This is a genomic window from Ensifer sp. (assembly GCF_035999185.1).
Taxonomy (GTDB): Bacteria; Pseudomonadota; Alphaproteobacteria; order Rhizobiales; family Rhizobiaceae; genus Ensifer.
In genome coordinates this window covers 54,633-71,656 of sequence record NZ_DASYHB010000224.1, presented here as the reverse complement: position 1 = coordinate 71,656, position 17,024 = coordinate 54,633, and the positions used below count along the sequence as shown (strand labels likewise).

At 59.0% G+C, this 17,024-nt stretch carries 20 protein-coding genes; 9 read left to right on the top strand and 11 right to left on the bottom strand.

Annotation, left to right across the window (positions count from 1 at the left end; all coding sequences use genetic code 11):
• Nucleotides 1–4 precede the first annotated feature (4 nt).
• On the bottom strand, nt 5–325 hold the full coding sequence (locus VGO04_RS32460; RefSeq protein ID WP_327500101.1) for a PepSY domain-containing protein: 321 nt from the start codon (nt 323–325) through the stop codon (nt 5–7).
• Between the two features lie 249 nt (nt 326–574).
• Entirely contained in the window at nt 575–826 is a 252-nt protein-coding gene (locus VGO04_RS32455; RefSeq protein ID WP_327500100.1) for a hypothetical protein, read from the bottom strand.
• A gap of 331 nt (nt 827–1,157) precedes the next feature.
• Between VGO04_RS32455 and VGO04_RS32450 the strand changes: the two genes are divergently transcribed.
• Nucleotides 1,158–2,351 carry a low temperature requirement protein A gene (locus tag VGO04_RS32450; RefSeq protein ID WP_327500099.1) on the top strand — a complete coding sequence of 398 codons (1,194 nt, stop codon included), beginning with the start codon at nt 1,158–1,160 and terminating at the stop codon, nt 2,349–2,351.
• A 206-nt stretch (nt 2,352–2,557) separates the two neighbouring features.
• On the opposite strand, the gene VGO04_RS32445 is transcribed toward VGO04_RS32450, so the two are convergent.
• Nucleotides 2,558–2,848 carry a PRC-barrel domain-containing protein gene (locus tag VGO04_RS32445; RefSeq protein WP_327500185.1) on the bottom strand — a complete coding sequence of 97 codons (291 nt, stop codon included), beginning with the start codon at nt 2,846–2,848 and terminating at the stop codon, nt 2,558–2,560.
• Nucleotides 2,849–3,090: 242 nt separating this feature from the next.
• Between VGO04_RS32445 and VGO04_RS32440 the strand changes: the two genes are divergently transcribed.
• The 4 genes from VGO04_RS32440 (at nt 3,091) to VGO04_RS32425 (ending at nt 7,296) form a co-directional block, all read left to right on the top strand.
• Complete coding sequence (locus VGO04_RS32440; RefSeq protein ID WP_077966432.1) at nt 3,091–3,297, top strand: CsbD family protein; 207 nt, start codon at nt 3,091–3,093, stop codon at nt 3,295–3,297.
• Nucleotides 3,298–3,557: 260 nt separating this feature from the next.
• A complete protein-coding gene (locus VGO04_RS32435; protein WP_327500184.1) occupies nt 3,558–4,373 on the top strand; it encodes an N-formylglutamate amidohydrolase in 816 nt (271 codons plus the stop codon).
• Nucleotides 4,370–6,241, top strand: coding sequence for a flavohemoglobin expression-modulating QEGLA motif protein (locus VGO04_RS32430; protein WP_327500098.1), 1,872 nt, complete (start codon nt 4,370–4,372; stop codon nt 6,239–6,241). Before VGO04_RS32435 ends, VGO04_RS32430 begins: the two co-directional genes overlap by 4 nt.
• Before the next feature lie 11 nt (nt 6,242–6,252).
• Nucleotides 6,253–7,296, top strand: coding sequence for a glutathione synthetase (locus VGO04_RS32425; protein ID WP_327500097.1), 1,044 nt, complete (start codon nt 6,253–6,255; stop codon nt 7,294–7,296).
• Between the two features lie 93 nt (nt 7,297–7,389).
• On the opposite strand, the gene VGO04_RS32420 is transcribed toward VGO04_RS32425, so the two are convergent.
• The 3 genes from VGO04_RS32420 to VGO04_RS32410 form a co-directional block, all read right to left on the bottom strand.
• Nucleotides 7,390–7,836, bottom strand: coding sequence for a pyridoxamine 5'-phosphate oxidase family protein (locus VGO04_RS32420; RefSeq protein ID WP_327500183.1), 447 nt, complete (start codon nt 7,834–7,836; stop codon nt 7,390–7,392).
• Between the two features lie 70 nt (nt 7,837–7,906).
• Nucleotides 7,907–8,314: a TIGR02588 family protein gene (locus tag VGO04_RS32415; protein WP_327500096.1), complete on the bottom strand. Its 408-nt coding sequence runs from the start codon at nt 8,312–8,314 to the stop codon at nt 7,907–7,909.
• A gap of 8 nt (nt 8,315–8,322) precedes the next feature.
• Nucleotides 8,323–9,171 (bottom strand): TIGR02587 family membrane protein, encoded by an 849-nt coding sequence (locus VGO04_RS32410; protein ID WP_414650646.1) that lies wholly within the window; start codon nt 9,169–9,171, stop codon nt 8,323–8,325.
• Nucleotides 9,172–9,856: 685 nt separating this feature from the next.
• Between VGO04_RS32410 and VGO04_RS32405 the strand changes: the two genes are divergently transcribed.
• Complete coding sequence (locus VGO04_RS32405) at nt 9,857–10,882, top strand: PAS domain S-box protein (RefSeq protein ID WP_327500094.1); 1,026 nt, start codon at nt 9,857–9,859, stop codon at nt 10,880–10,882.
• Between the two features lie 53 nt (nt 10,883–10,935).
• Here VGO04_RS32405 and VGO04_RS32400 read toward each other — a convergent pair whose 3' ends face one another.
• From VGO04_RS32400 to VGO04_RS32390, 3 genes are all read right to left on the bottom strand, one after another.
• Nucleotides 10,936–11,184 carry a hypothetical protein gene (locus VGO04_RS32400; RefSeq protein ID WP_327500093.1) on the bottom strand — a complete coding sequence of 83 codons (249 nt, stop codon included), beginning with the start codon at nt 11,182–11,184 and terminating at the stop codon, nt 10,936–10,938.
• A gap of 276 nt (nt 11,185–11,460) precedes the next feature.
• On the bottom strand, nt 11,461–12,489 hold the full coding sequence (locus VGO04_RS32395; RefSeq protein WP_327500092.1) for a DNA topoisomerase IB: 1,029 nt from the start codon (nt 12,487–12,489) through the stop codon (nt 11,461–11,463).
• Nucleotides 12,490–12,503: 14 nt separating this feature from the next.
• Nucleotides 12,504–12,659, bottom strand: a complete 156-nt coding sequence (locus VGO04_RS32390; protein WP_327500091.1) for a DUF3309 family protein — start codon at nt 12,657–12,659, stop codon at nt 12,504–12,506.
• Between the two features lie 310 nt (nt 12,660–12,969).
• Between VGO04_RS32390 and VGO04_RS32385 the strand changes: the two genes are divergently transcribed.
• The 3 genes from VGO04_RS32385 to VGO04_RS32375 all read left to right on the top strand — a co-directional run bounded on the left by VGO04_RS32385 (nt 12,970) and on the right by VGO04_RS32375 (nt 14,225).
• Complete coding sequence (locus VGO04_RS32385; RefSeq protein ID WP_327500090.1) at nt 12,970–13,194, top strand: hypothetical protein; 225 nt, start codon at nt 12,970–12,972, stop codon at nt 13,192–13,194.
• Nucleotides 13,191–13,802, top strand: a complete 612-nt coding sequence (locus VGO04_RS32380; RefSeq protein WP_327500089.1) for a hypothetical protein — start codon at nt 13,191–13,193, stop codon at nt 13,800–13,802. The genes VGO04_RS32385 and VGO04_RS32380 overlap by 4 nt, the downstream gene beginning before the upstream one ends.
• A 192-nt stretch (nt 13,803–13,994) precedes the next feature.
• The gene (locus VGO04_RS32375; protein WP_327500088.1) at nt 13,995–14,225 is read left to right on the top strand and encodes a DUF2934 domain-containing protein; all 231 of its coding nucleotides are present in this window, start codon (nt 13,995–13,997) and stop codon (nt 14,223–14,225) included.
• A gap of 61 nt (nt 14,226–14,286) precedes the next feature.
• On the opposite strand, the gene VGO04_RS32370 is transcribed toward VGO04_RS32375, so the two are convergent.
• Nucleotides 14,287–14,805 (bottom strand): sigma-70 family RNA polymerase sigma factor, encoded by a 519-nt coding sequence (locus tag VGO04_RS32370; RefSeq protein ID WP_327500182.1) that lies wholly within the window; start codon nt 14,803–14,805, stop codon nt 14,287–14,289.
• A gap of 102 nt (nt 14,806–14,907) precedes the next feature.
• A complete protein-coding gene (locus VGO04_RS32365) occupies nt 14,908–16,956 on the bottom strand; it encodes a PAS domain S-box protein (RefSeq protein WP_327500087.1) in 2,049 nt (682 codons plus the stop codon).
• Nucleotides 16,957–17,024: the final 68 nt, after the last annotated feature.

The following is a 17,024-nucleotide window of genomic DNA, read 5'->3' as shown; positions in this document are numbered from 1 at the left end:
CGCATTAGTTGGCAACGATGTTGCCCTGGTAGTCGAGCGCGACCGCAACCGACTTTCCGTCCTTCATTCCGGTGGCGCGCCAAACGCCTTTGTCGTCGAGCTTCAGACCCGTTACGTCGGTGTAACCAGCCTCAGTCAGGCGGTCTTTGGCCTGTGCTTCGGTAAAGCTGTTGGCGCCGGCGACCGGTGCTGTGAGGTTGGTTGTGTCGGGCGTTGCGACGGCCGGTGTATCACCATCCGTAGTGGCCGGAGGCGTTGCGGTCTGCGCGAAGGCGCCAAAGGTTGTTGCGCCGAGGAATACCGCGGCGAGCAGCACATTTTTCATGATGTTCGGTTCCTTTTCTCAGCCCATGAAAGGCGGTAATCCAACTCGGCCTGCGGTTTTCGGTTCCTGAGTTTTTTGCAAATCAGAGTTCGGTTCCGAGGGTCTTTCTTACCGCCGTCATTTGATGCCCGCGTTACGCACGGGCTACGGAGCGAGGGTTGCTTCCCATGTCCTGGGCAACGACGCTCGCGTTCCGCGAAAGTCGGGGGCAAGCCTTGAATGCTGGTTCAAAGCTGCCCCCGAAGCGCGCTACATGGCATCCATGCCCTTGATTGCATTGTCGAGATGCGACGTGCATTTCTCCATGTCGTTGGCCATCATAGCATCCTTCGCCATGGTCAATTCCTTGGTCGACTCGACCTTCTTTGAGCCATCGGAGATCTGTGCGACTTGCTGTTCGGCCTTGGCGATGGAGGCTTCATCGCAAACGACCTGCTGCTGTGCGAGAGCTGGGGTGGCGAAAGCCGCCATAAGGGCGAGAGTAGCGATCGATTTAAGCATTGGAACTGTTCTCCTTTGGCCGGTACGACACCGGCCTCCACGGTGGAATGAACGGCAAAAACACGGATCTGTTCCCTCGATCGGCTGCCGAAAAGAGAAGTTTTTTCAAGGAACTTCCACCTGTTTGCCGCGTTTGGTTCGCGCGCAGCTTTTGGCCAGGTTCCGTGCGAAAATGCCGAGCGAGGTTGCTGCTGAGCGTGAGCCGGGGCGACGCCGAGGATAGGTTGTGACAGCGTACCGGCTCTCACTTGATGAGACAGCGTCCGGCAAGCGGCACGCTTAACAGAGTGGCGTACCGGCGGGTGCACGGATGAGGGAGGGAGTTTCAGGCATGGAAAGTCGGGCTGGTCAAAAACGATGGATCCGCAACCCTGACAGCAACAACGCGAAGGCGAGTTTTCCTGAACTCTTCTTCGACCTGGTTTTCGTGTTCGGCCTGATCCAGCTCTCTCACACGCTCGCTGATGATTTCACGTCGGCAACGGTCGGGGAAGCGTTTCTGTTGATCCTTGCAATCTGGTGGCTCTGGATCAACACGACATGGGTCACAAACCTGCTGGACCCGGACATCATAGCGGTTCGCTACATGCTCTTTGCGTCGATGTTTGCGAGCATCCTCTTGGCGATCGCGCTTCCGGAAGCGTTCGGTGACCATGCTCTTGCCTTCGCCGCCATCTTTGCTGCCATCCAGCTTGGCCGTTCGGTCTTTGCTTGGCTCGCATTCCGCGGCGAGGACCGGGAAACCGCGATGACCTTTCTTCGCGTAACGCTGTGGGCGGCAGCTGCCGGTGGCCTCTGGATAGCCGGCGCGCTGTTGAGTTTTGAAGCGCGACTCATCGTCTGGGCAGCGGCGATCGTGCTTGAATATGCAGGTCCACTCATTCGCTACAGGGTGCCCGGCCTTGGAGGCGCACCCAGGGAAACGCTCATTTTATCCGGCGAGCACCTCGCCGAACGGTGCGCCCTTTTTGTCATTATCTGTCTTGGCGAAACCATTCTGACAACCGGCCGGAACGCCGTCGAGCACATGGACGCCGATCTGACTTTCGCGGTCTTCTGCAGCGCCTTCGTGAGCACCGTCGCCATGTGGTGGATCTACTTTCACAAAGGGCAGGAAGCCGCGGCCGAGAAGGCGGAAAAGACGTCAAAGCCAGAAGCGGTCGCCCACAATCTTTTCACCTATGGCCATCTGCCGATCGTTGCCGGCATTATCTTGACGGCCGTCGGCCAAGATTTTTCCCTGTCGCATGCCGAAGAGGACGCCACTTTGAAAACCGCGTCTGTCGTCGTCGGCGGTCCTGCTCTTTTTCTCTGCGGCAACATCTGGGTGAAGCTCGCCGCTTCCAACCGATTGCCGCTATCTCACCTGGCTGGCCTTATCGCCCTCGCACTTCTTCTCGCGGTGTTCTCGTTGGTGCCGACCTACACCCTCTGTATTGGCGCGACAGCCAGCCTCCTCATCGCTTCGACATGGGACTATGTGGGAGTTCGCTGGCCGACAAACCGAAAGGCCGGCGAAACCTAGCATCGAAGCCATGACCTAAACGGAACATTCAGGCTTCACTGGCATTCCCTCAAGAGGTCGCAGGCCGTGCCAAGCGGACACGATGGAGATGGAGAACATCAGGATTTTTCCGCTTTCTCCTTTTGGCCAACGCAAGGGCAGCCGAGCTCCTTACCCATCCGGCCTGCGACCGTCTATGAAGCCCGGCTCGCTGCCCGGGCTCTCTGTTAGTCCATGTGCTCCGGCATCTCCTTGAGCTGATCCTTCGTCCAGGTGGTAAGTGCATGGACGTCGCCGTCGTCGTCGCGCATGAAATCCAGATCCGACATCGGTACAGCGACCGGTTTTGCGCCGATGCCCAGGAAACCGCCCACATCGATGATGACGGTGCCGTTCGCGCCATGAATGTGATCGACTGTTCCGACCTTATCATCGTCGGCGCCGTATACGGTTGCTCCCTCCAGGATCGCGGGCGTCAGTTCTGAAGGGGTAAGGCGAACATGATTGCTATGGTTCATCTTCAAGATCTCCTGTTTAGGGTGCACCTCAACAACCAGCACCTGCACAAACGGTTCCGCTGTGCGGCGTTATTTTCGCCCACTGTATCCGCCAATGTCATTTGCGTTTGGCCGACCTGCGCGCCGACCAGCACGCGAAAGCGCAACAGCATCGTCCGGCTCATCCCTCGAAGAATCTCGGAACAAGTGGCGAATTGCGTCGTTCTGGAAGCGTATCTGAAATCAAGGACGGAGAAATCGTCATGGATTGGAACCGCGTCGAAGGCAACTGGAAGCAGATCAAGGGCAAGGTCAAGGAACAGTGGGGAAAGCTCACGGACGATGACCTTGACCAGATCAACGGCAAGCGCGAGCAGCTCGAGGGAAAGATCCAGGAGCGCTACGGCTATGCCAAGGACCAAGCCAAGAAGGACGTCGACGATTGGTACGGAAACCAGCGTTTCCACTAATTGTCCCGCAGCCCTCTCGCCTCGAGGTCGCCGGCAACCGGCGGCCTCACAGTCGCCAGTTTCTCGTCAAGTATCGTTCCTGTTGGTCGATGCGCGGGTGCAGATCAGTCTGCACGCCACACATCTTAGCGGCCGACGGTGGAGCGCCACATCGACGTTCGTGATTTCGCCGTCGATCCCCGCATCACACGGAGTGATCGATGTGGAACGATAACGTCAGCAGCGCATTGTCTGAGGCAGATGCACGTTCAAGGTGGCCGATGAACAATGAGCCGATCACAAAGCCGAATGAACACGCTTGGTGGACCACCCGTCGTGGCGCCTCGGCTGTCGTCGGCACGGCGATCCACGACGGAAGCCTGGTGCGAGACGACATTGCCGCGCAAATGTCGATTACAGATGACGATCGATTGCGCGAAGAGGATCCATTTACGGCGGAGATGATCGGCGATCTCCCCAACCAGGTCATCGTCCATCGGTCTCGTTTCGAAGTCGATCTGAACCGACCGAGGGATGGTGCGATCTATGTAAGGCCCGAGCAGGCGTGGGGCATGCGAATTTGGCGCGAACCTCCCTCCAGCAACTCAATAGACCAAAGCCTCCGAGTGCATGAATCCTACTATTCGATGCTCGAAAGCTATCTGCGGGACATTGAGGCGCAGCATGGTCAGTTTGTTGTCCTTGACGTGCACAGTTACAACCATCGGCGCGACGGGCCGTCAGCTAAACCCAGCCCTGCTGCGGACGCACCTGAGGTCAATATCGGCACTTTCTCGATGGACCGTGATCGCTGGCGTGCCGTTGTCGACGCATTTTCCAGCTACGTGCGAGAGTTCGATTTTCTCGGCCGACGTCTGGATGTCGGTGAGAACATTGCCTTCCAAGGGCGCGGAGAGCAGACGCGCTTCATTCACGAACGTTTTCCCAGCACCGGTTGCGCCCTGGCGATTGAGTTCAAGAAGTTCTTCATGGACGAATGGACCGGTGTTCCGGACCGCAGAGCAGTTGCCGCGCTGCGCAACCTGATCAGCGGCTCGGTGCCGGTTCTGGAAAAGGTTTTGAAGGGGGCGCCATGAGCGCCTTTTCCTCCGTGCACATGGCCAGTCCGGCTGTTGGTGATGTTCTTGCTCTTCTTGAGAAGGGAAAACGCATTCGCCTCGAGTTCGACGGCGGGCGACTGCACATAGATAGACCGCTGCCTTATCTTTGCGTGCATATCGGCACGCCCGACGCTCACCCTGTTGCACGCGAACTGGCCGCTTCACAGGCGTCTTATCTGCTTGCAGAAAAACTTGAGGACGTGATTGGCCTTATCAAGGCGATTGCCGAGGCGATGCGAGTGCAGTTCGGCGCATTTGTCTTGCTCGATGTCGATGAACTTCAACGAGACCGGATGCTCTCTGAAGATGCGCCATACCTGCAGCCGTTTGAAGTGACCATTTCGGCGACACAGGAGCCGCCTGAAAAGAAGGGGGCGGCCGCCTTTGTCGCCGCTGTCGAGGCATTCGAGTATCGGTTCCGCAAGCCGCGGGTCGAGCTCTTCCAAGCGGACGAGGATGCATGTGTTAGACCGGGGCTTTTGTCGCTCAATATACCGCTCCTCACTTTGCGTTTCGCGCCAATTTACCGCGTGCCCTCATCCGAGGACATTTATCCGGAACTGAAGGAACGCCTTGTCGGCAATTTGCTGGATGCGTCTCTCCACGCCTTTGCCGGCTTTGTCGCGGCCGAAGGATATCCGGCGCCGCCCACGCATCGCGCGTTCGGGCGTAAGGCTTTCATCGACGCAGTCGAACGGGCTGATCGGAGCATGGACGAGATTGCCTCCAGCTTCGACTTCCTCATGGCCGTCACGCCGATCAATGCGAGCGCAGCATGGCTTGAGTTCAAGGAACATCGCTATCAGCGACAGCCAAGCTTCCTTTATCGACCCTTGACGCTGATGGTCGAGCGGGAGAAGCGGCGGCTCTACTCGATCCCCTTGGATCGACTGGAAGACCCGGTGCTGCACCAGATATACCGGGAGAAGCGACAGGAACTGGATATCCAGTTGTCGCTGATTGCCGAGCGCGAGCGTGAGCGTTTCATGGATTTTTCCCGAGCGCTCTATGGCTCTGTCGAGCAACCGTTGCTTGCCGCCGCGCATGAGCTGCTTGACGGAACGGCAAAGGCAATCGCGCCGATTGCAAACACCGGGCACACCGTCGGCTGGGCATTCGTCGAACAGCACGCGCGTGAGATGATCGGAAGGTATCGCCAGCGAAGCGAAGAGTTCGATGCCCTCGTCGAGGTTCGCGACGACGTTCCTCCTGGCCTCATGGTTTCCGGTCGCCGGCTGGTAATATCAAGGCGCACGGAGATGATGCGCCATCGCGTCGAAGCCCTGCTAAGCCACGAGGTCGGTGTTCACCTGCTCACCTATTTCAACGGGTCATCACAGGGGCTCCGCGTGTTCCGCACCGGGCTTGCCGGCTATGAAGGCATGCAGGAAGGCCTTGCGGTGTTTGCCGAGTATCTGGTTGGCGGGTTTACGCGGGAACGGTTGCGACAGCTCGCTCTAAGAGTGGTCGGATGCGATTTGATGCTGAACGGCGTTTCGTTCGTCGAGGCTTTCCGAACGATGACCGGCACCTATGGGCTTGGTGCAGAGCCGTCTTTCGGGTTGCTCTTGCGTATTTATCGCGGCGGCGGCTTTGCCAAGGACGCAATCTACCTTCGTGGGCTGCTGTCCCTACTTGCTCACCTCAAGTCCGGCAGGGCGCTCGATCCATTCTGGATGGGCAAGATCTCCTCGGCCCATTTCAAGGTGATGGAAGAACTCGGTGCTCGAGGACTGTTGAAGCCACCGGTCCTGCGGCCGATTTGCCTCGAGCACGATGAGGGGCGGTCGAGACTGGAGCGTGCGCGCGCGGGATTGACGCCCCTTGCCATGCTGGAACCCTAGAGGAGAAAAATATGCGCATCGGATTCTTCGTCAACTCGATCGAGGCGGAGACGGCGACGTTCACAACGACGGCGTTGGCTTTCGCAGCGGTCGGCCGCGGGCACGACGTCTGCTATGTCACACCCGGGGACTTCGTCTTTCGACCTGACGATAGTCTCTTCGTTCGCAGCCATGCGGTCCCGTCGAAGCGTTTCAGAAAAGCCGAAAGCCTTCATGCGGCTTTGCAATCGGAAGCCGAGGCGCAAGTCGTTGATGTCGGCGACATCGATGTGATTTTTCTTCGTAACGATCCCTCCCTGGACGCTGCCGATCGACCGTGGGCTGCCAATGTGGGCGCGATGTTCGGGCGTCTCGCGGCGGAGCGCGGCGTGATCGTCGTCAATGATCCTGATGGCCTCGCGCGCGCGCAAAACAAGCTCTATTTCCAGGATTTTCCACGAGCGGTTCGACCCGAAACCCTCATTTCAAAGAGCATCGAAGAGATACGTACTTTCATCGATGCACACCCCACCGGCGTCATTCTCAAGCCGCTCCAGGGGTCGGGGGGGAAGCATGTGTTCAAGATCAGCTCACCGGAGGAAGCCAATCTCAACCAGATCTTCGAGGCAGTGAGCGGTGAAGGCTATCTGATTGCGCAGAGCTACCTACCGGCGGCGTCGGAAGGCGACATCCGGCTGTTCCTGATGAACGGGCGGCCACTGGAGAAGGAGGGCGCTTATGCCGCGATGCGCCGCGTGCCGGCCAAGGGCGAGGTGCGGTCAAACATTCACGCCAGGGGAAAGGCGGCTCGAGTAGAAATCACCCCTGAGATCCTCGAGATTGCTGAGATGGTCCGGCCGAAGCTGATTGAGGACGGTATGTTTCTCGTCGGGCTCGACATCGTTGGAGACAAGATCCTCGAAATCAACGTCTTTACACCAGGCGGCCTCACCACGATGCATGAACTGTACAAAGTCGACTTTGCGGTCCCCGTGATCGAGGCGCTCGAACGAAAGGTCGCCCACAGAAGCATATACAACGGCCAGATCGCAAACAGCATCCTGGCCTCTCTCTAGCTTGGTTCGCTGTGCTCTCGCTCGCGGATCCTGGGCCAGACCTCATGCGTGCGGTGGGCGCCGATTATCGCCAAGGTTCGGTTGAACCGAGGGTCAAGATGAGCCGAGGAGGGTAATGGTGCCGGTGTCATCTCCGTCCCAATAGCTGAGCTGGGAGGCGCGGACCTTGATCAACATGAGGCCCGGAGTGTCGATTCCTTGCGGAAACCATCGCTCAAGTTCGCTTATCCAGTGGATGCGGAATATCTCCTTGTCTTCGACGAGCGAGGCTACGCCTTGAATTGCAATGAAGATTCCAGGCTTGCCAAGCAGGCTCGGACGCGCGGTGTAGGTCAGGCCGACGTCCGGATCGGTTTTGATGTCGTCAATCTTGCGCGACTGGTTGTAGCAAAAGAACCAGGAGTCTCCGTCATATTCCACATCGCCGTTATTGCTCATCGGTCGGCTGCTGATCGTGCCGTCGGTTCCCTTCGTCGAGAGCATTCCGAAGTCGATATTCTTCAGCTCTTTTGAGATTTCGCGCAGCGTCAAGCTCATGATCTTGCTCCGATTGGTGAGCAGATCCAACCCAGCTCAGTCAAAGAGGTTCCTTGCCTCCGTCCCTCGTATGCTATGGCTCGCTGAAACCGGTGGCAAAAAGGCGGGATCGACCCTCGGGGTCGTTGCGAAAGATCAATCCGCCCCGCGCGCTCGATTGCATCGGCACATAGTCGAGCGTGGTCTCGGCCGTTTCGACGACGGTGTCTCCGCTCGTGATTTCGCCGCGCACGACGACGCCGGCCGCCGTTCGATCGGCCGCGTTCTGGGCATCGAACATCACCAGATAGCCGCCCGCGCGTTTCTCGACGCTGATGATCGTGACGGTGAGGTCTGGAGGGCCGTTGCCCTGCGTCGCGGCGTTGAAACCGATCCAGCCGATGAGCGCGATGACAAACACGGCGGAAACCGAACCGGTTAGCCACTCGACCCAGTGCGCCTCGCGACTTTCAACGGACCCCGATTTCGACGGCTTTGCCATGAAAACACCTAAAGGATGAGGCGCGCAGCCGCAGCACCGATCGCGCTTGGAAACCCGAGCACGACGGTGGCCATGATTGCCTGGGTCGGATCGATGCCGTCCAACCGATGAAAGGTCCAGAGACAATAGAGACTGATTGAAAAGGCGATGATGTAGCCAGGGAACGTAAAGCGGATCATGGCATGCCATCCGGGCGTCCCTTCTTCGACCTGATGCCCGCCGATGAACGAGAGCGCGTAGACGAAGCCATGCATCAGCAGGATCGATGCCACGATGACGGCGATGGCGTGGCAGGGTGACATCTTGAAGGATACCAGGATCATCTCTTCCGTCGGGGCGACATTGAGACCGAGAAAAAGGGCACCGACAGCCATCATGAAGAGTTCACCGCCGTAGCCCTCGTCCAGATCTTCACTGACAGGGTCTTCGTCGCCGTCTTCATGCTGCCCGAGTTCGCTCCGTCCAAGAAGAGCGCCGATACTGGCTGGGACCGCCTGAATGGCGATCATGCCAATCGCTTCCGGAATTGCCTGCCCAAATCTCAGGACGCCGATGATCGATAGAACAGCGGCGCTCGCGGCCACCCCGAGGAAATAGGCAATGCTTGCGTCCCGCACCGCTTCGCGCCAGGTCGAAACATCTTCGAACCCGATCCGACGTGCAAGAAGGATGAGCAACGGGATGTTGATCAACAGCAAGAGCACCAGTCTAAAGCGGTCGATGTAAAGCCCGAGTTCCCACATCTCCATCGTCAAGAACATGGGCAGGGCAAATAAAAGGGCGCCAGCGATGCCTCTCGCCAGGCCCTTCGCAAAGCGCCCGTGGTTAAAATCAGCCCGTGTTCGGGTGCTTGCCATCCTTGCCCCTCGACCAGTCATACCCCCGTCCCGTGCGCGAGTGTAGCACCAGCGCACTTTGCTGCAGTGAGTAACGTCGAGGCGGAACGCAAGTTCCTGAGGAGTATCCAGGTCTGCCGATTTGCCCATGAGCGGAACAACACCCGTAGGTACGAGTTTGGAGGCGGAACGGAGGATGGCAATGATACTGATATTACCGGAATTCGGTGGCCGCTGTGGCGAGGGGGCAGATATCGCGGGGTTGGTCTCATCGATAAAATGCGCTCTGGGGTCAGAGGCAAGATTTGAAACCCGAAACCTGACATTCAGAGTCCTTGGAAATTGTCTCGTCATCGAAGGCGCGATTGATGCCGTGGGCGGCGCTGAGCATGTGCGGCGTCTCGCCGAACAAGTTGCCGGTGCCAATCGCGTCATCGTAAGGATCAGCTGCCCTCCCGAGTGAACCCTCCTTCCAGAGCACGCTCAGTTACCCGCAGTGGATTGGCAGTCGGAGCCGGCACGCAAACGGTGACGGCAGAGGTCTTCGGCCCTTCGAGGGCTGACGACGAACCGCGCCATTCAAACGAACCCCGTGCGTCCCACTGAACTTTGTTACCGGCTAAGTATTTTGGAACAATCACAAAGCCAGCGGCTTAGTCACCAGGAAAGTTGATGTTCGTGATTCTGTTTGTCTGGAGTGATACCGATGCCGCAAGACGCGTTCGATAAGGAGGTGGCCGACGACATCCTGCGATCGAGATTTGCGGCCATCGTGGAGTCCTCCTTCGACGCCATCGTGAGCAAGGATCTCGACGGCATCGTTCAAACCTGGAACGGCGCGGCGGAGCGCTTGTTCGGATATCCGGCCGACGAGATGATCGGACGATCGATCCTGACCATCGTACCGTCCCATCTTCATGATGAGGAAGGAGAGCTCCTGCGGCGCCTGCGCCGGGGTGAGAGGATCGAGCCCTTCGAGACCGTACGGCAGCGAAAGGATGGCCGCTATGTCTCGGTCTCCCTGGTGATGTCGCCGATCCGCAACGCTGAGGGCCGCATCGTCGGAGCATCCAAGGTTGCGCGCGACATTACGGCCACAAAGGACCGTGAACGGCGGATCCGTCTACTGCTGCGGGAGGTCAACCATCGCGTCAAGAACCAGTACGCCATTATTCTTTCGATGATAAGGCAAAGCCGCAGCGAAGTGTCGGATGCCGCGACCTTTCAAAAGAACCTCGAGGAGCGGATCTGGGCCCTGTCGGCGTCACATGATTTGATCGCGTCGGCCGATTGGAAAGGAACCGACCTCAGGGGCCTCGTTGAGACGCAAATTGCCCCGTTTCATGCTGAGGCGCACTGCACGCTGTCCGGGCCTGATGTCGCGCTTGCCCCGGCCGCCATTGAAAATCTCGGGATGGCGATCCACGAACTGGCCATGAACTCGTCGAAGGACGGCGTGCTGAGGGCGGGCGAGGGCACCATATCCATTAGTTGGGCGCTTACGACGCATGGTGCGAAGTCGAACTTCTCAATCACCTGGGAGGAGGAACTTGTCTCGCACGGCGGCAATCCCCAATTGCCCCGTTCGGGTTTCGGCTCAGTCGTGTTGAAACGGATCGTGCCACAGGCCTTGAGTGCGAAGGTGGAACCCGCTCGCGGCAAAGCGTTTTTCCGCTGGCGTTTGGTCGGGCCGGCAGATCGCTTTCTGGAATGGCCACAGCTAGATATGTGAAAACCGCGCGGCGAGTGCCGCGCGGCGATTGATACAGTGTCTGCGCTGGGTGATCAGTTGCTGATTTGGATGCTGCGCTCGCGCATGTATCGATCGAGGCTAGTCCGTGCAGGACCAACCTCCTCGAGGATCTTGCGCGCGTCCATCGGGGCTAGCCCATACCTCGCGATGAGTTCCGCCAGGTCGTAATGGCCGCGAAACACGACCTCGGCCGGGTCGATCACCTTCGCGCGACCGCGTCTAGGCACGCCAGTGCCGCGGATTGCTTGAGCCTCTCTGAACGTTGTTTCAGTCTCTTTCATATCGGCCTCCCATTCTTGTTTTGGTCGCGCTGCCCGAAATCGTGTTTTCGTCAGGCGTCTGCCAATCCAAGTGTGCGAACCGACTTTTTGTTCCCGTTTCGAACCATCGTTCGCCCGCGAGATTGCGGGCTCCGCGTCAGCTGGCAAGAAGGGGTTGCGCTATGCCCGAAAAGACGCTCGATACGTTGTTCCCCGATGCCTTGAACGACATCTACCATGCGGGCACGACGCGCGAGGTTCAATCGAGGCGACTTGGACGGTGCGACCGGCTGCTGATCAATTGCAGGGCGTGGGTGCCTTGCGGGCTTTGCCGTTCTCAAGGAACCTCAGGAGTTGTGTCTCGTCCACGCGCAGACCCGCGACCGGCTTGGCGTTGCGGTGTTTGCCAGAAGCAACAGCGCCGGTTCCGTTCGCAAGCGCGAGAACTGCGGGGTGGACATAGCTTTTTCTGCAAACCGCCTTGGTATTGTGCAGGACCTCGGCTGCTGCTTCGCACATGTCCTTGATGGTGGGCCGCAGCCCTTCGCTCAACGCTTGGCGCGCGACAGCAAAGGCGGCGACGCTGCCGGCCCAGGTCCGAAAGGTCTTGGCGGAGATCGGCGCTTCGGACATGTCGGCAAGATAGCGGTTGAAGCGACCAGAATCGATCGGCTGCGTCTTGCCATCGGAACTGACAGACACAAAGAGCTGTCGCCCGGGGAGGTCCGAAATCTCCTCAAGCACTCGTTGCAGGCGCGGATTTCTCAACCGCCTTCGAATACGTCGTCCGCCTTTTCCCTTGAAGTTCAATTCGATGTAACCGCTGTTCACCCTGAGATGGCGCTTTAGAAGCGTTGCGGCACCATAGGTCCCGTTCTCCTCAACGTAAGTCGCGTTGCCGATGCGAAGCGGGGCCTGGTCGAGCAAGGCAACAAGGGCCGCCAGCACAGTCGTTACGTCGTCGACCGGGCCGTCCATATGACGCCGGATTTTCCGTCGGATCCGCGGCAATGTCCTTGCGAAAACAGAAAGCTGATCAAATTTTTCCTGACTGCGCATCTGCTGCCATTGCTCATGATACCGGTACTGCTTTCTTCCGCGCACGTCATAACCTGTCGCCTGCAGGTGCCCGCTCTCGTTCAGGCAGATCCAAACGCGCTCATAGGCCGGGGGCAGACCCAATGCCTCGATGCGCGCGATGACTTTGGGGTCTTTCAATAACGTCCCGTCCGGCCGGCGATAGCGAAAGCCGTCGGCCAACCGAGTACGGGTGTAGCCGGGCTCCTTGTCGGAGACGTAAATGAGTTCGACGCCATCGGCTGGCATGGGTTCAGGTCCGATCAAATGCGTCCCATCAGAAGCAGGACGACGAGCACCAGCACGAGAATGCCGACCAGGCCTGACGGGCCATAACCCCATGACGACGAGTGGGGCCAGGCCGGGAACGCGCCGACCAGAAGCAAGATCAGGACAATCAGAAGAAGTGTTCCAAGCATCGCACCATCCTTTGCCGCATCGCGCCGTCGATGAGCGTCCTCCTCGGAACGCGTGCCGGCGGACCGGATGACTTTCGCCGCAATCTTCGGCTGAAAAACCATCCGCGGGACGATTGGTTCCATTGAGAGCGTGTACCTGCTGCGGCAAGTGTCTGTATGCTTAAGGGAGGCCGGAGTAGCGTTTGCTAAACCAGCAGATCACCGACAAGCACGCTGTCGTCCGCGTGGAACGCTTGGCTTCGCCGCACGCAAGAGGTATCCTTCCCCTCGCGCTTGTTGACAGTGAGTTCGCGCGAGTGGCGAGGACGAGATGGCTTCTGACAAGAATGCGAACCGCAACGCCGAAGCCCCTATGGGGCCAGATGCGGCGTCCGATACGGGCGCCGTCAATATTGTTGCTGTTGATGACATCCCGGATCGACTGCTGATCCTGGCAAGCAGATTGCAGAAGGCAATCGATACCCGGCAGACCGTCGCCAAGCGTGATCCTTCAGAAATGGCACGACCGGCGAAGCAAGGCGAGGATGAGAGATGACGCCGGACCGGCAACTGAGGGTATTGGTGGCCGAGGACGAGTTCTACGTCGCGAACGAAATCTCCTACTGGCTCGAGCAAGCCGGCGTGACGATCATCGGTCCGACCCCCACTGTTAATGCGACCTTGAGCAGCCTCTCCAAAGCGGACGATATCCAGGTCGCTGTTCTTGATATCAATTTGAACGGCGAATTGATCTTTCCGGCCGCGGACGAACTCGTCCGTCGATCCATCCCGGTCATTTTCTACAGCGGCTATGACAGCCTCGATGTTCCCGACCGCTTCAAGAATTCTGCGCGCCTCAGCAAGGGGGCAGGCTTTTCTGACCTGGTCAGTGCTGTCTTCGAGCAACACCTTCAGAACCTGTCGACCTTATCTCCCATATGCGCCGACTTTGCCGAACCCAACATCCTCGGCCTCGTGCCCGAGTTGCGGTTGAGGGCGCGAATGTTGGTGTCGGATGTCCGGTTGGCGGACCGACTGGTCGAGCGGACGCTCGAACGCGCGATTGTATTGGCTCCCACGAGATTTAAAGCCCAGCCAATCGGCGAATGGCTGCACGAGTTGATGGCTCTCGTCCACCGCGAAAGTCCCTACGGACCGAACTGAGGCAGTTGTCACGAGCTGGTTAAAGTGACGGCAAGCGGTTGCCCAGCAATCGGCGAGGATTCCTTGCCCGTCGGCGGCCTCTGCGGGGGCCATCTTACGTTCAAGCCTGGCTTGATGCTTCACCGTTGTCAGCGGGAACAAATGCGAGACTGCCGGGTTCAAGCAACGAGATCACCGGGAGGATACGACCCCATGCAAAACGAGGACGAAAAATACGAGCGCATCCGTCAACGAGCCTATGCCATCTGGGAGAGCGAGGGGCGCCCGGAAGGCCAGGACAAACGCCACTGGGAACAGGCGCGTCACGAAATCGAAACCGGAGAGCCATTTGAGGAGACGGCCGATGAGGGTGGCCCGGGGACAATAGTTGCCCCATCGACTGCACCGCATCGCAAAGCTCCTGGTGCGGCGGATGAGCCCTGAGGCATCATCCTCCGGGTGAAGAAGGCAATCGCCCTGTCAAACTGCAGATTGGCTCGGCGGTCTAGGTGAACGAGACACCGCTCATCTCGTCGCAAAGCTCATCGCGCGCCCTGTTCAATCTGCTCTTGATAGTGCCCACCGCACAGTCGCAAAGGTCGGCGGCTTCCTTGTAGCTCAAACCATATCCGGCGACGAGGATCAAAACCTCCCTGTGGTCGGGCGATAGGCGATCGAGCGCGCCGCGCAATTCAGCGTGCAGGGCGCACCATTCCTGTGGCGCAGGCATCGGGATTGGCAGTTCGGCGCAGTCCACGGCGCCGGGAGCTTCGCGCCTTTGAAGTTTGTATTGGGTGCGAAAGGCGTTGTGCATGATTGTGAAGAGCCAAGACTTCAGATTGGTTCCCGGTTCAAAACCATCGATCCCGCGCAGGGCGCGAAACAGTGTTTCCTGAAGCAGGTCATCCGCCTCGGAACTCGACTTGACGAAGGTACGGGCAAAGGATCTCAGCGCAGGAATGAGATCAACCACCTGGTTTTCCAACGGCGACGCCCGCTGGCCCGTTCCATCGACAGAGGGCATTGGAGAATGCCTTTCACTATTTGCTAAAATTCTCCTCTGACAATGCGCGGCCAGCTTATAAGTTCCACGCTCAGGACAGGGGGATGCCTTCACGGCGCGGGCCTACTGATCCACTCCTTCCAAGCGGTCTCTTGGTACGATCAGCTGTATGACGAGCCCCTCGGAATGCCACTTGCGACGGATCTCCCCGCCGAATTGCTTCTCGATGGTCAGCTTTGCAAGCTTCGTCCCGAAGCCCTCCGTGTCAGATGGGGCCACTGTCGGGCCGCCGCGTTCGGTCCAAACAAATTCCAGCGTTTCGCCGTGGTCGATCGTTTCAAGATCCAGATGACCGGCGTCCGTCGATAGCGCCCCATATTTGGCGGCGTTCGTCGCCAGCTCATGCACGACCAGCGAGAACCCGGTAATTGCTGACGGCGAGACCGGGAAGTCACAGCCGCGGGTCGTAACGCGACGGGCACCACTCGCCATCTCTCCGTCATAAGGAGAAAGCAGCGTTGACAGAAGCGCCTGTAGATTGGCACGCCCTTCGATGGCGCCGTTGCCGTGGGGGCTCGGTAGCGTGAGCGCATGTGCTCTTGCCAGCGAACCCAGTCGCGCCGTGACGGCTGCTGCAAGCCCACTCGGACTTTCGGCCGACCTTGCGCTTAAGGTCACCACGCTGCTCGATACCATGAACAGGTTCTTGACCCGGTGGGCCATCTCCTGGATGAGAAGGTCTTTCTGCTGCTCTGCTTGCTTGCGCTCGCTGATGTCGCGGGCGATCTTCGACGCGCCGACGACCGCACCGCTGCCGTCACGGATCGGCGAGATTCTAAGAGAAATCGGAACGAGCTTGCCGTCCTTTCTCTGACGTAGCGTTTCGAAGTGGTCAACACGATGGCCGGCGCGAATCTGCGCCAGGATCTCCAACTCCTCTCCCAGCCGATCAGCGGGGATGAGAAGCGTGACGGGGCTGCCAACGGCTTCTTGCGCCGTGTAGCCATATAGTCGCTCAGCACTGGCGTTCCAGCTCATGATCATGCCGTCGAGGTCCATCGAAAGGATCGCGTCTTCCGAAGACTCGACAATGGCAGCGAGCTGCTGAATTGCACGTTCGGCATCGCGGCGCACCGCGACCTCGCGCTCAGCCGCCTTCAGCAACTGCGCGTTGTCGATAGCGATCGCGGCATGCGCGGCGATGGAAGCGACGGCTATTTCAGACTCTGCCGTGAATACGCCTGGCTGATCGTGGCCGAAGAAAAGTCCGCCATGAACCTCCCCGGATCGTGAGACCACCGGAACGGCGAGATAACTCACGACGGGAAGGTGTCCTTTTGGCATGCCGAAATGCGGCGCCGATTTGCCATAGCGCGGGTCCGCGCGAATATCGTCTGATCGAACCGCGCCATGGCCGCGAAAGGTCGGCTCGAACACGGCTGTGTTGCGTGGAAGTTCGAAATTTTCGAACGCCGAGCGTGCCGCACCTGACAGCGCGTAGAGCGTGTAGCGCTCACCCTGCGGGTCGACGAGATTGTAAAAGAAGGCTCCGAACTGTGCTCCCGCAAGCGCGGTGGCCGCGTCGGTGACGGTCTGCACGATACGATCGAGGTCGAGATTGCTGGCGATCGCCTTGGCGATCCGGTCGACGGCCTCAAGGCGCCTTTCTGCGGCTTTGCGCTTGGAGATATCCAGGATGCTGACAAAGGCTCGTTCAAGGCGCGGCCCTTCGAACGTGATGGTAAAGACCACGTCGAGCCGTTGCCCGCGCAACGTTCGCACGACGGCGTCGCTGCCGAACCGCCGACGGCCCTCCCATAAGGTGACCAACTCCTCAACGAAAATCGGGGCGGTCTCTGGCAGGAAAACGTCCGAAAGCGAACGCAGAAGCTCGTCCTTCTCCCGGGCCTCGAACAACTCGACCGTAAACGGATTGACGTCGATAATGCGTACGCGGGAAATTGCTTCGCGAAGCTGCTCGGGGTGGGCGTCGAAGTAAGCTCGCAGGTCGCTCACCCCGCTCGACCGCAAGTCATCCAGCAGGTCGACGACGCCGGTAAAGTCCTGTTCCCAGACGGCAACGCCGGCGGACTCGAAGATCTCGCGAAACCTGTCGTCGCCATGGGGGACGCGCTGGCCGGACGACTGGGGATCATTGATGTCGACAAGCATGTGAATGCTCCAGCGAACTCCGGTCGAACAGGTTACAGAAAGGCACATGGCCGTCGCAGAGCGTCCCA

Bases quoted from the DNA above. Each gene is read 5' to 3' on its own strand.
- VGO04_RS32460 (WP_327500101.1), bottom strand. From the start codon at position 325: ATGAAAAATGTGCTGCTCGCCGCGGTATTCCTCGGCGCAACAACCTTT.
- VGO04_RS32455 (WP_327500100.1), bottom strand. From the start codon at position 826: ATGCTTAAATCGATCGCTACTCTCGCCCTTATGGCGGCTTTCGCCACC.
- VGO04_RS32450 (WP_327500099.1), top strand. From the start codon at position 1,158: ATGGAAAGTCGGGCTGGTCAAAAACGATGGATCCGCAACCCTGACAGC.
- VGO04_RS32445 (WP_327500185.1), bottom strand. From the start codon at position 2,848: ATGAACCATAGCAATCATGTTCGCCTTACCCCTTCAGAACTGACGCCC.
- VGO04_RS32440 (WP_077966432.1), top strand. From the start codon at position 3,091: ATGGATTGGAACCGCGTCGAAGGCAACTGGAAGCAGATCAAGGGCAAG.
- VGO04_RS32435 (WP_327500184.1), top strand. From the start codon at position 3,558: ATGAACAATGAGCCGATCACAAAGCCGAATGAACACGCTTGGTGGACC.
- VGO04_RS32430 (WP_327500098.1), top strand. From the start codon at position 4,370: ATGAGCGCCTTTTCCTCCGTGCACATGGCCAGTCCGGCTGTTGGTGAT.
- VGO04_RS32425 (WP_327500097.1), top strand. From the start codon at position 6,253: ATGCGCATCGGATTCTTCGTCAACTCGATCGAGGCGGAGACGGCGACG.
- VGO04_RS32415 (WP_327500096.1), bottom strand. From the start codon at position 8,314: ATGGCAAAGCCGTCGAAATCGGGGTCCGTTGAAAGTCGCGAGGCGCAC.
- VGO04_RS32410 (WP_414650646.1), bottom strand. From the start codon at position 9,171: ATGGCAAGCACCCGAACACGGGCTGATTTTAACCACGGGCGCTTTGCG.
- VGO04_RS32405 (WP_327500094.1), top strand. From the start codon at position 9,857: ATGCCGCAAGACGCGTTCGATAAGGAGGTGGCCGACGACATCCTGCGA.
- VGO04_RS32400 (WP_327500093.1), bottom strand. From the start codon at position 11,184: ATGAAAGAGACTGAAACAACGTTCAGAGAGGCTCAAGCAATCCGCGGC.
- VGO04_RS32395 (WP_327500092.1), bottom strand. From the start codon at position 12,489: ATGCCAGCCGATGGCGTCGAACTCATTTACGTCTCCGACAAGGAGCCC.
- VGO04_RS32390 (WP_327500091.1), bottom strand. From the start codon at position 12,659: ATGCTTGGAACACTTCTTCTGATTGTCCTGATCTTGCTTCTGGTCGGC.
- VGO04_RS32385 (WP_327500090.1), top strand. From the start codon at position 12,970: ATGGCTTCTGACAAGAATGCGAACCGCAACGCCGAAGCCCCTATGGGG.
- VGO04_RS32380 (WP_327500089.1), top strand. From the start codon at position 13,191: ATGACGCCGGACCGGCAACTGAGGGTATTGGTGGCCGAGGACGAGTTC.
- VGO04_RS32375 (WP_327500088.1), top strand. From the start codon at position 13,995: ATGCAAAACGAGGACGAAAAATACGAGCGCATCCGTCAACGAGCCTAT.
- VGO04_RS32370 (WP_327500182.1), bottom strand. From the start codon at position 14,805: ATGCCCTCTGTCGATGGAACGGGCCAGCGGGCGTCGCCGTTGGAAAAC.
- VGO04_RS32365 (WP_327500087.1), bottom strand. From the start codon at position 16,956: ATGCTTGTCGACATCAATGATCCCCAGTCGTCCGGCCAGCGCGTCCCC.